Origin of the sequence: Dryocola boscaweniae (assembly GCF_025215095.1) — a bacterium.
Taxonomy (GTDB): domain Bacteria; phylum Pseudomonadota; class Gammaproteobacteria; order Enterobacterales; family Enterobacteriaceae; genus Dryocola; species Dryocola boscaweniae.
In genome coordinates this window covers 702,460-716,648 of sequence record NZ_JALHAP010000082.1, presented here as the reverse complement: position 1 = coordinate 716,648, position 14,189 = coordinate 702,460, and the positions used below count along the sequence as shown (strand labels likewise).

16 protein-coding genes are annotated in these 14,189 nt (G+C 53.0%); 15 read left to right on the top strand and 1 reads right to left on the bottom strand.

Features of this window, described 5'->3' with window-relative positions; translation table 11 throughout:
* The first annotated feature begins 111 nt into the window (after positions 1 to 111).
* Positions 112 to 1,065 (top strand): 23S rRNA pseudouridine(955/2504/2580) synthase RluC, encoded by a 954-nt coding sequence (gene rluC, locus MUA00_RS20825; protein ID WP_271125032.1) that lies wholly within the window; start codon positions 112 to 114, stop codon positions 1,063 to 1,065.
* 29 nt (positions 1,066 to 1,094) lie between these two features.
* Here rluC and MUA00_RS20820 read toward each other — a convergent pair whose 3' ends face one another.
* Positions 1,095 to 1,679 (bottom strand): Maf family protein, encoded by a 585-nt coding sequence (locus tag MUA00_RS20820; RefSeq protein WP_271124877.1) that lies wholly within the window; start codon positions 1,677 to 1,679, stop codon positions 1,095 to 1,097.
* A gap of 142 nt (positions 1,680 to 1,821) precedes the next feature.
* Here MUA00_RS20820 and yceD point away from each other — a divergent pair, with 142 nt between their 5' ends.
* The 14 genes from yceD to ptsG all read left to right on the top strand — a co-directional run bounded on the left by yceD (position 1,822) and on the right by ptsG (position 14,084).
* Positions 1,822 to 2,343 carry a 23S rRNA accumulation protein YceD gene (gene yceD / locus MUA00_RS20815; protein ID WP_271124876.1) on the top strand — a complete coding sequence of 174 codons (522 nt, stop codon included), beginning with the start codon at positions 1,822 to 1,824 and terminating at the stop codon, positions 2,341 to 2,343.
* A gap of 16 nt (positions 2,344 to 2,359) precedes the next feature.
* Complete coding sequence (gene rpmF / locus MUA00_RS20810) at positions 2,360 to 2,530, top strand: 50S ribosomal protein L32 (protein ID WP_013508656.1); 171 nt, start codon at positions 2,360 to 2,362, stop codon at positions 2,528 to 2,530.
* Positions 2,531 to 2,542: 12 nt separating this feature from the next.
* Complete coding sequence (gene plsX / locus MUA00_RS20805) at positions 2,543 to 3,577, top strand: phosphate acyltransferase PlsX (protein WP_271124875.1); 1,035 nt, start codon at positions 2,543 to 2,545, stop codon at positions 3,575 to 3,577.
* A gap of 6 nt (positions 3,578 to 3,583) precedes the next feature.
* Positions 3,584 to 4,537 (top strand): beta-ketoacyl-ACP synthase III, encoded by a 954-nt coding sequence (locus MUA00_RS20800; protein ID WP_271124874.1) that lies wholly within the window; start codon positions 3,584 to 3,586, stop codon positions 4,535 to 4,537.
* 16 nt (positions 4,538 to 4,553) lie between these two features.
* Positions 4,554 to 5,483 carry an ACP S-malonyltransferase gene (gene fabD / locus MUA00_RS20795; protein ID WP_271124873.1) on the top strand — a complete coding sequence of 310 codons (930 nt, stop codon included), beginning with the start codon at positions 4,554 to 4,556 and terminating at the stop codon, positions 5,481 to 5,483.
* Between the two features lie 13 nt (positions 5,484 to 5,496).
* Entirely contained in the window at positions 5,497 to 6,231 is a 735-nt protein-coding gene (fabG, locus tag MUA00_RS20790) for a 3-oxoacyl-ACP reductase FabG (protein WP_121267806.1), read from the top strand.
* Positions 6,232 to 6,385: 154 nt separating this feature from the next.
* Positions 6,386 to 6,622, top strand: coding sequence for an acyl carrier protein (gene acpP, locus MUA00_RS20785; RefSeq protein WP_167608032.1), 237 nt, complete (start codon positions 6,386 to 6,388; stop codon positions 6,620 to 6,622).
* 87 nt (positions 6,623 to 6,709) lie between these two features.
* Positions 6,710 to 7,951, top strand: a complete 1,242-nt coding sequence (gene fabF / locus MUA00_RS20780) for a beta-ketoacyl-ACP synthase II (protein ID WP_271124872.1) — start codon at positions 6,710 to 6,712, stop codon at positions 7,949 to 7,951.
* A gap of 125 nt (positions 7,952 to 8,076) precedes the next feature.
* Positions 8,077 to 8,877, top strand: a complete 801-nt coding sequence (pabC, locus tag MUA00_RS20775) for an aminodeoxychorismate lyase (RefSeq protein WP_271124871.1) — start codon at positions 8,077 to 8,079, stop codon at positions 8,875 to 8,877.
* 10 nt (positions 8,878 to 8,887) lie between these two features.
* Positions 8,888 to 9,910 carry a cell division protein YceG gene (yceG, locus tag MUA00_RS20770; protein WP_271124870.1) on the top strand — a complete coding sequence of 341 codons (1,023 nt, stop codon included), beginning with the start codon at positions 8,888 to 8,890 and terminating at the stop codon, positions 9,908 to 9,910.
* Positions 9,900 to 10,538 (top strand): dTMP kinase, encoded by a 639-nt coding sequence (gene tmk / locus MUA00_RS20765; RefSeq protein WP_271124869.1) that lies wholly within the window; start codon positions 9,900 to 9,902, stop codon positions 10,536 to 10,538. Before yceG ends, tmk begins: the two co-directional genes overlap by 11 nt.
* Positions 10,538 to 11,545: a DNA polymerase III subunit delta' gene (gene holB, locus MUA00_RS20760; RefSeq protein WP_271124868.1), complete on the top strand. Its 1,008-nt coding sequence runs from the start codon at positions 10,538 to 10,540 to the stop codon at positions 11,543 to 11,545. Before tmk ends, holB begins: the two co-directional genes overlap by 1 nt.
* 10 nt (positions 11,546 to 11,555) lie before the next feature.
* Positions 11,556 to 12,350 carry a metal-dependent hydrolase gene (locus MUA00_RS20755; RefSeq protein WP_271124867.1) on the top strand — a complete coding sequence of 265 codons (795 nt, stop codon included), beginning with the start codon at positions 11,556 to 11,558 and terminating at the stop codon, positions 12,348 to 12,350.
* A 300-nt stretch (positions 12,351 to 12,650) separates the two neighbouring features.
* A complete protein-coding gene (gene ptsG, locus MUA00_RS20750) occupies positions 12,651 to 14,084 on the top strand; it encodes a PTS glucose transporter subunit IIBC (RefSeq protein WP_271124866.1) in 1,434 nt (477 codons plus the stop codon).
* Positions 14,085 to 14,189 lie beyond the last annotated feature (105 nt).

Below are 14,189 nucleotides of genomic sequence, written 5' to 3'. Positions count from 1 at the left end.
AGTACAGAAAATGAATAAAAGCGGGTTAACTGGCTTTAAACCAGGCTGAAGTCAGTTAAGCACATAAAAATGAGTGGCGCTATGCGCGCACGCTATTTAGAATCGCCGACCATGAAAACGCAGACTCCTTCAGTACAAATCGTTGCTATTTCCGCCGATGAGGCCGGGCAACGTATCGACAATTTTCTGCTCTCCCGTTTAAAGGGCGTGCCGAAAAGCATGATTTATCGCATTTTGCGTAAGGGTGAAGTGCGCGTAAATAAAAAACGCGTCAAGCCCGAGTACAAAATAGAAGACGGTGATGAGATCAGAATTCCGCCGGTCAGAGTGGCCGAGCGTGAAGATGCGCCTGTATCGCCGCATCTGCAGAAAGTGGCCGCGCTGGCTGACGCCATTCTCTATGAAGACGACCATATACTGGTGCTTAATAAACCTTCAGGTACGGCTGTGCACGGCGGGAGCGGGTTGAGCTTTGGCGTTATCGAAGGGCTGCGCGCGCTGCGTCCTGAAGCGCGTTTCCTTGAGCTGGTTCACCGTCTGGACCGCGATACTTCGGGGATCCTGCTGGTCGCCAAAAAGCGTTCCGCGCTGCGTTCTTTGCATGAACAACTTCGTGAAAAGGGTATGCAGAAGGACTACCTTGCGCTGGTTCGCGGCCAATGGCAGTCGCATGTGAAGGTTGTGCAGGCTCCGCTGCTGAAAAACATTCTGCAAAGCGGTGAGCGCATTGTGCGTGTGAACAGCGAGGGTAAAGCTTCAGAGACTCGCTTTAAGGTCGAGGAGCGTTACACATTCGCGACGCTGGTGCGCTGTAGCCCGGTTACAGGGCGTACTCATCAAATTCGTGTTCATACTCTGCATGCTGGTCATCCCATTGCTTTTGACGACCGCTATGGCGATCGAGAATTTGATAAGCAACTGGCTGGCACAGGCTTAAACCGCCTTTTCTTGCATGCCGCCGCGCTGCGATTCACGCATCCCAATACGGGAGAGATTATGCGTGTCGAAGCACCGCTAGACGAGCAGCTAAAGCGTTGTCTTACCATACTGCGCAACGCCACCTGATAAATGTCGCTCCCTGACGGGAGCGTTTTTTATGCAAGCAGCGGATTGCATCCCTCTTTTATTAACATCTCGCACAAACCTATTAGCGGCAGCCCAACCAGCGTATTAGGATCGCGCCCGTCCAGCCTTTCAAATAGCGTAATGCCCAATCCTTCGCTTTTAAAACTGCCTGCGCACTGCAGCGGTTGTTCCTTGCGAACATAATTGCGGATTTCGTCTTCGCTCAGGTGACGGAAATGCACATCAAAAAGCTCGCACATCGTCTGCAGGTGACCGTTTTGCGAATTATAGAGCGCAAGTCCGGTGTAAAAAGTCACTATGCTGCCGCGAGCGAGAAGAAGCTGCTGCACCGCATTCTCTTCAGTGTGCGGTTTACCCGCAATCTGATTATTTATGACACAAACCTGATCCGAGCCGATAATTAAATGCGAAGGGAATTCATTTCTTAAAGCCTGCGCTTTGGCCTGGGCCAGACGAGTAACCAGCGCTCGTGCGCTCTCGCCGGTTTTGGGCGTTTCATTTGTAAGAGGCGAGGCGGTTATAAAGGGTAAGTCAAGCTTTTCTAGCAGGGCGCGGCGGAAAGGAGAGGTTGATGCCAGTACAATCGGTTTCATATTTTTTTCATTAAAGATAGCGAATTGGATAAAGGCATTTTAAACTGTGCCACCGCAATGTGTGCGAATAAATGGCGAAAGGCGCTGTTTGCAGGCCTTTTTCTTTGACTCTATGACGTTACAAAGTTAATATGCGCGCCCTATGCAAAAAGTAAAATTACCCCTGACTCTTGATCCGGTTCGTACGGCTCAAAAACGCCTTGATTACTCCGGTGTCTATACACCTGAACAGGTTGAGCGCGTCGCCGAATCTGTAGTCAGTGTGGACAGTGATGTGGAATGCGATATGCGTTTTGCTATCGATGACCAGCGCCTCGCGGTTCTTACCGGTGATGCAAAGGTTGCGGTAACACTTGCATGTCAGCGTTGCGGGAAGCCGTTTGCTCATCAGGTCTACACACAGTATTGTTTTAGTCCGATCGTCAAAGACGAGCAGGCTGAAGCACTCCCGGAAGCGTATGAGCCGGTTCAGGTTAACGAATTTGGCGAAATCGATCTTCTGGCGTTGGTTGAAGATGAAATTATCCTCTCCTTGCCAGTGGTTCCGGTGCACGATTCTGAACACTGTGAAGTGTCCGAGGCGGACATGGTGTTTGGCAAACTGCCTGCAGAGGCGGAGAAACCAAATCCATTTGCCGTATTAGCCAGTTTAAAGCGTAAGTAATTGAGGAGTAAGGTCCATGGCCGTACAACAGAATAAACCAACCCGTTCCAAACGTGGCATGCGTCGTTCCCATGACGCGCTGACCACCACCACCCTGTCCGTGGACAAAGTTTCTGGCGAAACTCATCTGCGTCACCACATCACCGCCGACGGTTACTACCGCGGCCGCAAGGTTATCGCTAAGTAATCTGGCGATACCTTGAGACGTCTAACCCTTGCGTTAGATGCCATGGGTGGGGACTTCGGTCCTTCCGTGACAGTGCCTGCAGCATTGCAGGCACTGGACTCTAATTCCCAGTTAAGCCTTCTTTTAGTCGGTTGCCCCGACGCCATCACGCCATTACTTGCCAAAGCTGATTTCGAAAAACGTTCGCGTCTGCAGATTATCCCTGCGGAATCGGTTATTGCCAGTGATGCCAGACCGTCGCATGCGATCCGCAATAGCCGCGGTTCATCCATGCGTTTGGCGCTTGAATTGGTAAAAGAAGGGCGAGCTGAAGCTTGCGTGAGCGCCGGAAACACAGGTGCGTTGATGGGGCTTGCAAAATTATTGCTTAAGCCCATTGAAGGGATTGAACGCCCGGCGTTGATGACGGTTTTACCCCATCAGCAAAAAGGCAAAACCGTGGTGCTGGATCTCGGCGCCAATGTAGACTGCGACAGTAATATGCTGGTGCAGTTCGCCATCATGGGTTCCGTGATGGCGGAAGAAGTGCTGGGCCTGGTTAACCCTCGCGTAGCGCTGCTGAATATCGGTGAAGAAGAGACTAAAGGCCTCGACAGTATTCGCGATGCCTCTGCATTATTAAAAACAATGCCTTCTATCAACTATATTGGTTATCTTGAAGCCAACGAATTGTTGACCGGAAAAACGGATGTACTGGTGTGTGATGGCTTTGTTGGTAACGTCACACTTAAGACGATGGAAGGGGTTGTCAGAATGTTCCTTTCGCTCCTCAAATCACAGGGCGAAGGGAAAAAAAGGTCGTGGTGGCTGATTTTATTGAAGCGTTGGTTGCAAAAGCATCTGACCAGGCGATTCAGTCACCTCAACCCCGACCAGTATAATGGCGCCTGTCTGTTAGGATTGCGCGGTACCGTGATAAAGAGCCATGGTGCGGCCAATCAGCGAGCATTTGCCGTCGCGATTGAACAGGCAGTGCAGGCGGTGGCGCGGCAAGTCCCCACCCGGATTTCTGCCCGCCTGGAATCTGTATTACCCAAGAGTGATTAAGCGTACATGTATACGAAGATTATTGGTACGGGCAGCTATCTGCCCGAACACGTGCGGACTAACGCCGACCTGGAAAAAATGGTGGATACTTCTGACGAGTGGATTGTCACCCGTACAGGTATTCGTGAACGCCGAATCGCAGCGCCCGAAGAAACCGTGGCAACCATGGGTTATGCTGCAGCAACTCGCGCCCTGGAAATGGCCGGCGTTGATAAGTCGCAAATTGGCTTAATCATCGTTGCAACCACGTCATCGACTCACGCATTTCCTAGCGCCGCCTGCCAGGTGCAGGGTATGTTGGGCATTAAAGGTTGCCCTGCATTCGACGTTGCAGCCGCTTGCGCGGGCTTTACCTACGCGCTGAGCATCGCCGATCAATACGTGAAAAACGGCGCGGTAGATTACGCGCTGGTTATCGGTTCAGACGCGCTGGCTCGAACCCTCGATCCTGAAGATCGTGGAACAATTATTCTGTTTGGGGATGGTGCAGGCGCAGTCGTTCTTGGTAAGAGCGAAGAACCGGGCATTATCTCCACGCATCTGCATGCGGACGGGAGCTACGGCGAACTGCTGACGCTGCCGAACCAGGATCGCCTCGATCCTTCTAAATCATCATATTTGACGATGGCCGGTAACGAAGTCTTCAAAGTGGCGGTCACGGAACTTGCGCACATTGTTGATGAAACGCTGACAGCAAACAATCTGGACCGTTCTGACCTCGACTGGTTGGTGCCGCATCAGGCCAACCTGCGCATTATCAGCGCGACAGCGAAAAAGCTGGGTATGTCGATGGACAATGTCGTCGTCACGCTGGACAGGCACGGTAATACCTCTGCGGCCTCTGTGCCTGCGGCGCTGGATGAAGCCGTTCGCGACGGGCGTATTGAACGCGGCCAACTGGTACTGCTCGAAGCGTTCGGCGGCGGCTTTACCTGGGGCTCAGCACTGGTTCGTTTTTGATTACAGGAATAAGGAAATGACTCAATTCGCTTTTGTTTTCCCGGGACAGGGTTCGCAAGCTGTCGGTATGCTGGCTGATTTAGCCGCGACCTGGCCGATTGTTGCAGAAACCTTCCGTGAAGCTTCAGACGCACTGGGCTATGATCTCTGGGCATTGACTCAACAGGGCCCGGCGGAAGAGCTGAATAAAACCTGGCAGACTCAGCCTGCGTTGTTGGCCGCTTCAGTAGCCATTTATCGCGTCTGGCAGCAGCAGGGCGGTAAAACCCCTGCGATGATGGCCGGTCACAGTCTGGGTGAGTACTCCGCGCTGGTTTGCGCGGGCGTAATCAACTTCGCTGATGCTGTTCGTCTGGTGGAGTTACGCGGTAAATTGATGCAGGAAGCGGTGCCGGAAGGCACGGGCGCAATGTCTGCTATTATCGGCCTGGATGATGCCTCTATCGCGAAAGCCTGTGAAGAAGCAGCTCAGGGACAAGTCGTCTCTCCTGTGAACTTCAACTCGCCAGGCCAGGTGGTTATTGCTGGCAACAAAGACGCCGTAGAACGTGCTGGCGCGGCATGTAAAGCAGCAGGTGCTAAACGAGCTATGCCGTTGCCGGTAAGCGTGCCGTCTCACTGCGCGCTGATGAAGCCTGCGGCCGACAAGCTGGCCGTGGCGCTGGAAGGCATCGCTTTCAATGCGCCAACCGTACCGGTTGTGAATAACGTGGATGTAAAGTGCGAAACCTCGCCTGAAGCGATTCGTAGCGCGCTGGTGCGTCAGCTTTACAGTCCTGTGCAGTGGACGAAGTCAGTAGAATTTATGGCAGCACAGGGCGTGACCCAGTTGCTGGAAGTTGGCCCAGGTAAAGTCCTGACTGGCCTGACTAAACGTATTGTTGACACCCTGACCGCTGCGGCCATTAATGAGCCAGCTTCTCTGTCAGCGGCGCTTGAGCAATAAAACGAGGAAGACCATGAGTTTTGAAGGAAAAGTTGCGCTGGTAACCGGCGCAAGCCGTGGTATCGGCCGTGCCATCGCGGAGACCTTAGTGGCTCGCGGTGCGAAAGTTATCGGTACTGCAACCAGCGAAAGCGGTGCGCAGGCCATCAGCGACTATTTAGGCGCGAACGGTAAAGGTTTTATGCTGAATGTGACCGATCCGGCATCTATTGAGTCGGTATTAGGAAATATTCGCGCAGAATTTGGCGAAGTGGACATTCTGGTAAATAATGCCGGTATCACTCGTGATAATCTGTTAATGCGCATGAAAGATGACGAGTGGAACGATATTATCGAAACCAACCTGTCATCAGTATTCCGTCTGTCAAAAGCGGTAATGCGAGCTATGATGAAAAAGCGTCATGGTCGTATTATCACTATCGGTTCTGTGGTTGGCACCATGGGAAATGCTGGTCAGGCTAACTACGCTGCGGCGAAAGCAGGCCTGATTGGTTTCAGTAAATCGCTGGCGCGTGAAGTCGCGTCTCGCGGTATTACTGTAAACGTTGTTGCTCCGGGTTTTATTGAAACGGACATGACGCGTGCGCTCTCTGACGATCAGCGTGCGGGTATTCTGGCGCAGGTTCCAGCGGGTCGCTTAGGTGACGCAAAAGAAATCGCCAGCGCAGTAGCATTTTTAGCCTCTGACGAGGCCGGGTACATCTCTGGTGAGACCCTGCACGTCAACGGCGGAATGTATATGGTTTAACCACGATTAAAATTATTTGCGTTATTTGGGCGAATGCCCGCAAAATAGCGTAAAATCGTGGTACGACCTGCCGGGATTTAGTTGCATCTTTTTCAACATTTTATACACTACGAAAACCATCGCGAAAGCGAGTTTTGATAGGAAATTTAAGAGTATGAGCACTATCGAAGAACGCGTTAAGAAAATCATTGGCGAACAACTGGGCGTTAAGCAGGAAGAAGTCGTAAACACCGCTTCCTTCGTTGAGGACCTGGGCGCTGATTCTCTTGACACCGTTGAGCTGGTAATGGCTCTGGAAGAAGAGTTTGATACTGAGATTCCGGACGAAGAAGCAGAGAAAATCACCACCGTTCAGGCTGCCATTGATTACATCAACGGTAACCAGGCGTAAGTGAACATCTCCAGGCGGTCACTCGACCGCCTGAGTTTTATCTAATTGTCCCACAAGTGTTATTTTTTCCCTCCCTGGAGGACAAACGTGTCTAAGCGTCGTGTAGTTGTGACCGGACTGGGCATGTTGTCTCCTGTCGGCAATACCGTAGAGTCTACCTGGAAAGCTCTCCTTGCCGGTCAGAGTGGCATCAGCCTGATCGACCATTTCGATACTACCGCCTATGCAACGAAATTTGCTGGCTTAGTAAAGGATTTTAACTGTGATGACATTATCTCGCGCAAAGAACAGCGCAAGATGGATGCCTTCATTCAATATGGAATTGTCGCTGGCCATCAAGCCATGCTGGATTCTGGGCTTGAAGTAACGGAAGAGAACGCATCCCGTATTGGCGCCGCTATCGGCTCTGGTATCGGTGGTTTGGGTCTTATCGAAGAAAACCACGCTTCGCTGGTTAACGGTGGTCCGCGTAAGATCAGCCCGTTCTTCGTTCCGTCTACGATTGTGAATATGGTGGCAGGTCATCTGACCATTATGTTCGGTCTGCGCGGCCCTAGCATTTCCATCGCCACGGCGTGTACTTCTGGCGTGCATAACATCGGTCATGCAGCGCGAATCATCGCTTATGGCGATGCTGACGCAATGCTGGCAGGTGGTGCAGAAAAAGCCAGTACTCCGCTGGGTGTCGGTGGTTTTGGTGCAGCGCGAGCGCTCTCCACCCGCAATGACAACCCGCAAGCGGCAAGCCGCCCGTGGGATAAAGACCGTGACGGCTTTGTGCTGGGCGACGGGGCTGGCATGATCATGCTCGAAGAGTACGAACATGCGAAAAAACGTGGCGCTAAAATTTATGCCGAAATCGTCGGTTTTGGTATGAGCAGCGATGCTTACCACATGACTTCTCCGCCGGAAAGCGGTGCAGGAGCGGCACTTGCGATGGAAAATGCGCTGCGTGATGCGGGCGTTACTCCAGGCCAGATTGGTTATGTCAACGCGCACGGCACTTCAACGCCTGCGGGTGACAAAGCCGAAACGCAGGCGGTGAAATCTATCTTTGGTGCCGACGCAAGCCGGGTGCTTGTTAGCTCCACCAAATCGATGACCGGCCATCTGTTAGGCGCTGCGGGTGCGGTAGAATCTATCTACTCCATTCTGGCGCTGCGCGATCAGGCCGTTCCGCCGACCATCAACCTCGACAATCCTGATGAAGGCTGCGATTTGGACTTTGTTCCGCACGTTGCACGCCAGGTATCAGGAATGGAATACACGCTGTGTAATTCCTTCGGTTTTGGTGGCACCAACGGTTCTCTGATTTTTAAGAAGATCTAAACCGTTCGCATAAAGGGCTCGCTTGCGGGCCCTTTATGTTTTTCAACTCCGCACTTCAGATTTCCTCCCTTGCTGCTTTCTCTTCGCGCTGGCACGCTAATGCCATTAAACCTCGAGGAATCGTTATGTACTTAATCAATGGACAATGGCAAACGACGCTCCCGGCAAACGATCGCGCAGTGCAGTTCGGCGATGGCTGCTTTACAACAGCGGCCCTCAGAAAGGGAAAGGTAAGTTTTAGCGAGCAGCATCTTCATCGTTTACGACTTGCCTGTGAAAAGCTCCAGCTTCCTTTCACCGAGTGGTCAATGCTTGCCAGTGAGATGCAACAGCTTGCCATGAATGAACAGCGGGCCGTACTGAAGGTCATTATCAGTCGAGGCGCCGGCGGGCGAGGGTACAGCGCAGCGAACTGCAATCAACCCACCCGTATTCTCAGCATTTCTCCATTCCCCACATTTTATGACGACTGGCGTAAGTCCGGCATTAGCCTTGCGCTTAGCCCGGTTTGCATGGGCGTTAATCCGCATCTTGCCGGGATAAAACATCTGAATCGACTCGAACAGGTATTAATCCGTACGCATCTTGAACAGACGCCCGCTCAGGAAGCCCTGGTCCTTGACAGTGACGGGTGGCTTACGGAATGCTGTGCGGCTAATTTATTCTGGCGCAAGGGGAACGCGGTGTTCACTCCTTTTGTCGACCGGGCGGGCGTCAACGGCACCATGCGCCAACACGTTATCGCCTGCCTGAAAGAGGCTGGCTGGCGACTTCAGGAAGTGCGCGAGCGGGTTGAAACCCTGGCGGATGCCGATGAATTAATTATCTGTAACGCGCTGATGCCGGTCGTTCCGGTGAAGCAGGCAGAGTCCTGGCATTACAATTCGCGCGAGCTTTATCATTTTTTAGCGCCACTTTGTGAGTAAACGATTACCGATGAAAAAAATGCTACTTTTCTTTGTGCTGTTGCTGGTGATTCTGGGGATTGCTGCAGGCGTTGGCGTATGGAAGGTCCGCCAGTTGGCTAACAGCCATTTGACCATCAAGCAGGAAACAATTTTTACCCTTAAAGCGGGAACCGGCCGCCTTGCTCTGGGCAAGCAGCTTTATGAAGAGAAGCTGATTAATCGTCCTCGCGTATTTCAGTGGTTGCTGAAGATTAAGCCTGAGCTGGCTAATTTCAAAGCGGGCACCTATCGCTTTACCCCGCAGATGACCGTGCGCGATATGCTCAGACTGCTCGCCAGCGGCAAAGAAGCCCAGTTCCCCATCCGCTTTGTGGAAGGCATGCGCCTTAGCGACTGGTTAAAACAGTTACGTGAAGCGCCGTACATCAAACACACCCTTAAAGATGACGGCTACGCTACCGTGGCCGAAGCGCTTAAGCTTGAGCATCCGGACTGGGTGGAAGGCTGGTTCTTCCCGGATACCTGGCTTTATACCGCCAACACCACGGATGTCGCGCTGCTTAAGCGTGCTCATGAGCGGATGAAAAAAGCCGTGCAGGCAGCGTGGGATGGCAAAGCCGAAGGCCTGCCTTACAACACGCTAAATGATTTAGTCACCATGGCGTCCATCGTTGAGAAAGAAACTGCCGTGGCAAGCGAGCGCGATCGTGTTTCTTCCGTATTCATTAACCGTCTGCGAATCGGCATGCGTTTACAAACGGACCCGACGGTGATTTACGGCATGGGTGAGAACTATAATGGTAAGCTATCGCGCAAAGATCTTGAGACGCCAACGCCTTACAATACCTATGTGATAAGCGGCATGCCGCCTGGGCCAATTGCCATACCGAGCGCGGCGTCTTTACAGGCGGCGGCGCATCCGGCGAAAACGCCTTATCTCTATTTTGTTGCCGACGGTAAAGGCGGTCATACCTTTAATACCAACCTCGCCAGCCACAATCAGGCGGTGCAGGTGTATATCAAAGCACTGAAGGACAAGAATGGTCAGTAAATTTATCGTTATTGAGGGGCTCGAAGGAGCAGGGAAAACCAACGCGCATAACGTCGTGGTCGCCACCTTGAAAGAGCTGGGCGTCACCGAACTGGTCTTTACGCGTGAGCCGGGCGGTACGCCGCTGGCGGAAAGGCTGCGTGAACTTACGCTCAATAACAAAGGCATCGGCGATGAAATTGTGACCGACAAGGCCGAAGTGCTAATGTTTTATGCCGCGCGAGTTCAGCTCGTTGAAACGGTTATCAAACCAGCGCTGGCGCGTGGTGCCTGGGTGATTGGCGATCGCCATGATCTTTCAACGCAGGCTTATCAGGGCGGCGGCCGTCGTATCGATCGGCAACTGTTGATGGCGTTGCGAAACACCGTGCTTGGGGATTTCTACCCCGACCTGACGATTTATCTGGATGTCACGCCGGAAGTGGGCCTTAACCGCGCGCGCGCGCGCGGCGAGCTGGATCGCATCGAACAGGAGTCCATCGATTTCTTCAACCGCACCCGCGCGCGTTATCTGGAACTTGCGGCGGCCGATGAGCGCATCAAAACCATTGATGCGACGCAATCGCTGGATGATGTCTCGGCAGCCGTGCGCAACGCGGTCATAGAATGGGCGAAAGGAATTATCTGATGAAATGGTATCCATGGCTGCGCGGGCCGTTTGAACAAATCCTCAGCCAGCACCAGGCTGGGCGCGGGCACCATGCGTTATTACTTCATGCGCTGCCGGGAATGGGGGATGACGCGCTAATTTATGCCCTGAGCCGCTGGCTGATGTGCCAGCAGCCGCAGGGCAATAAAAGCTGCGGCCATTGCCGAAGCTGTCAGTTGATGCAGGCGGGCACTCATCCGGACAGCTACGTTATCGCTCCGGAAAAAGGCAAAACCAGCTTAGGCATCGACAGCATCCGTGAAATTACCGAAAAGCTCTATGGCCATGCCCAGCAGGGCGGGGCGAAAGTTGTCTGGCTTACGGAAGCAGGCTTGCTGACGGAAGCGGCAGCCAACGCGCTGCTAAAAACGCTCGAAGAACCGCCCGCCAATACCTGGTTTTTCCTCGGCTGCCGCGAACCTGCTCGTCTGCCTGCTACGCTACGCAGCCGCTGCCTTTACCGGTATCTGTCCGTGCCTGATGAAACCTTCGCTCTGGCCTGGCTTGCCCGCGAAAGCTCGCAGGACAGCAAGCCGTTGCGTGCAGCCCTGCGTCTGAGTTCTGGCGCGCCGGCGGCGGCGGCGGAACTTCTTCAGCCTGAAAACTGGAAACATCGCCAGTTATTATGCGAAAAACTGGCTCAGGCCTGTGCATCAAAAGACATGCTTGCCTTGCTACCGGCGCTGAACCACGAAGATGCCGCCCGGCGTATTCACTGGCTTAGCTCATTGCTGCTCGATGCGTTGAAGTGGCAGCAGGGGGCCGGGCAGTGGCTTGCAAACGATGATATGCAGCCGCTGGTCGTCAATCTTGCCGACAGTGCGAAACCAGCCGTTTTACAGGCGATGCTGCAAAACTGGTTCGCCTGCCGCGAGTCTTTGCTGACGGTGGTTGGCGTCAATCGCGAATTACTGATTACTGAACAACTGTTGACCTGGGAGCGACTCATGCAACCGGGTGCTATCCTTCCTTCTCCACATCTTTAAGAGTGTCTGTATGTTTCTGGTCGACTCACATTGCCATCTTGATGGCCTGGATTATCAATCCCTGCATAAAAACGTCGATGACGTTCTGGAAAAAGCCGCCGCGCGGGACGTGAAATTCTGCCTCGCCGTCGCCACCACGCTTGACGGCTATCGCGGAATGCGCGAACTGGTTGGCGAGCGTGAAAACGTCGCTTTCTCCTGCGGCGTTCATCCGCTTAATCAGGATAAAGAGTACGACGTCGAAGAGCTTCGTCGCCTGGCCGCAGAGCCGGGGGTTGTGGCGATGGGTGAAACCGGGCTGGATTATTTCTACACGCCTGAAACGAAACCGCGCCAGCAGGAGTCCTTCCGTAACCACATCCGCATTGGCCGTGAACTTAATAAGCCGGTGATTGTGCATACCCGCGATGCCCGTGCCGATACCCTGGCGATTCTGCATGATGAGAAAGTGACAGAATGTGGCGGAGTACTACACTGTTTTACAGAAGACAGGGAAACAGCCGGAAAGCTGCTGGACATGGGCTTTTATATCTCATTTTCCGGCATTGTGACTTTCCGCAATGCGGATCGGTTGCGCGAAGCCGCGCGCTACGTTCCTCTGGACCGCATGTTAGTTGAGACGGATTCGCCTTATCTGGCGCCCGTACCGCATCGTGGCAAGGAGAATCAACCGGCGATGACGCGCGATGTAGCAGAATACATGGCGGTGTTGAAAGGTGTTTCGGTGGAAGAACTGGCCGTAGCGACCACAAAAAACTTTGCTGATTTATTCCACGTTTCGCCTTCACGCCTGCAATCATCCTGATAAGCATCAGTTATTTTAAAGCTCGTAATTAATCATGGAAGCGAGTACAGTGCTCCGCCACAAAAAGGGCGGAGTATGCCGTTTTTGAAACAATCAGACATGAGTTATGTAAATTAACGAAAGTTTTAAGACTGGCTCTCCTGGAAACGTGATAGCCGTCAAACAAAGATTTCTTTATTTATTTTACTCTGCGTAATAAATAAAGGGCACTTAGATGCCCTGTTTATGGACCGGTTCTCCCCCCGATCCGATGCGCATAATGCGTAAAAAAAGCACAAATACTCAGGAGCACTCTCTATTATGTTTAAGAATGCATTTGCTAACCTGCAAAAGGTGGGTAAATCGCTGATGTTGCCAGTATCCGTACTGCCTATCGCAGGTATCCTGCTGGGCGTCGGTTCTGCAAACTTCGGCTGGCTGCCAGCAGTGGTTTCTCATGTGATGGCGGAAGCGGGCGGTTCAGTTTTCGCCAACATGCCGCTTATCTTCGCAATCGGTGTTGCGCTGGGCTTCACCAACAACGACGGCGTTTCCGCGCTGGCCTCCGTGGTTGCTTACGGCATTATGGTGAAAACCATGGCCGTGGTTGCACCGCTGGTCCTGCATTTGCCTGCTGAAGAAATCGCTGCCAAACACCTTGCTGATACGGGTGTTCTGGGCGGTATCATCTCCGGTGCTATTGCAGCCTACATGTTTAACCGTTTCTACCGTATTAAGCTGCCTGAGTATCTGGGCTTCTTCGCCGGTAAACGTTTCGTGCCGATTATCTCTGGTCTGGCTGCGATCTTCATGGGCGTTGTGCTGTCCTTTATCTGGCCGCCAATCGGTACGGCTATTCAGACCTTCTCTCAGTGGGCTGCTTACCAGAACCCGGTTGTGGCATTCGGTATCTACGGCTTCGTAGAACGTTGCCTGGTGCCGTTTGGTCTGCACCACATCTGGAACGTTCCATTCCAGATGCAGATTGGTGAATACACCAACGCTGCAGGTCAGGTATTCCACGGCGATATCCCTCGTTACATGGCAGGCGACCCAACCGCGGGCAAACTGTCCGGCGGCTTCCTGTTCAAAATGTACGGTCTGCCTGCGGCTGCTATCGCAATCTGGCACTCGGCGAAACCTGAGAACCGTGCAAAAGTTGGCGGCATCATGATCTCTGCTGCGCTGACTTCGTTCCTGACCGGTATCACCGAGCCAATTGAATTCTCCTTCATGTTCGTGGCCCCAATCCTGTACATCATCCATGCGGTGCTGGCAGGCCTGGCGTTCCCGATTTGTATCCTGCTGGGTATGCGTGACGGGACTTCCTTCTCACACGGTCTGATCGACTTCATCGTGCTGAGCGGTAACAGCAGCAAACTGTGGCTGTTCCCAATCGTTGGTCTGTGCTACGCGGCCGTGTACTACACCGTGTTCCGTGTGCTTATCAAAGCGCTGGACCTGAAAACGCCGGGTCGTGAAGACGCCACCGCTGAGACCACCGCTACTTCTACAAGCGAAATGGCACCGGCTCTGGTTAACGCCTTCGGCGGTAAAGAAAACATCACTAACCTGGACGCATGTATTACCCGTCTGCGTGTTAGCGTGGCCGACGTTGCGAAAGTTGACCAGGCTGGCCTGAAGAAATTGGGCGCGGCAGGTGTTGTGGTAGCTGGTTCAGGCGTTCAGGCAATCTTCGGCACTAAATCCGATAACCTGAAAACTGAAATGGATGAATGGATCCGTAACAGCTAAGCAGTGATTTGGGGAGACTAAGGGAGGCCAACGGCCTCCCTTTTTTAATGCCGAAAAACGGCCGCTTACGTATAAAAAAGGGGAGCCTGATGGCTCCCCTGACGC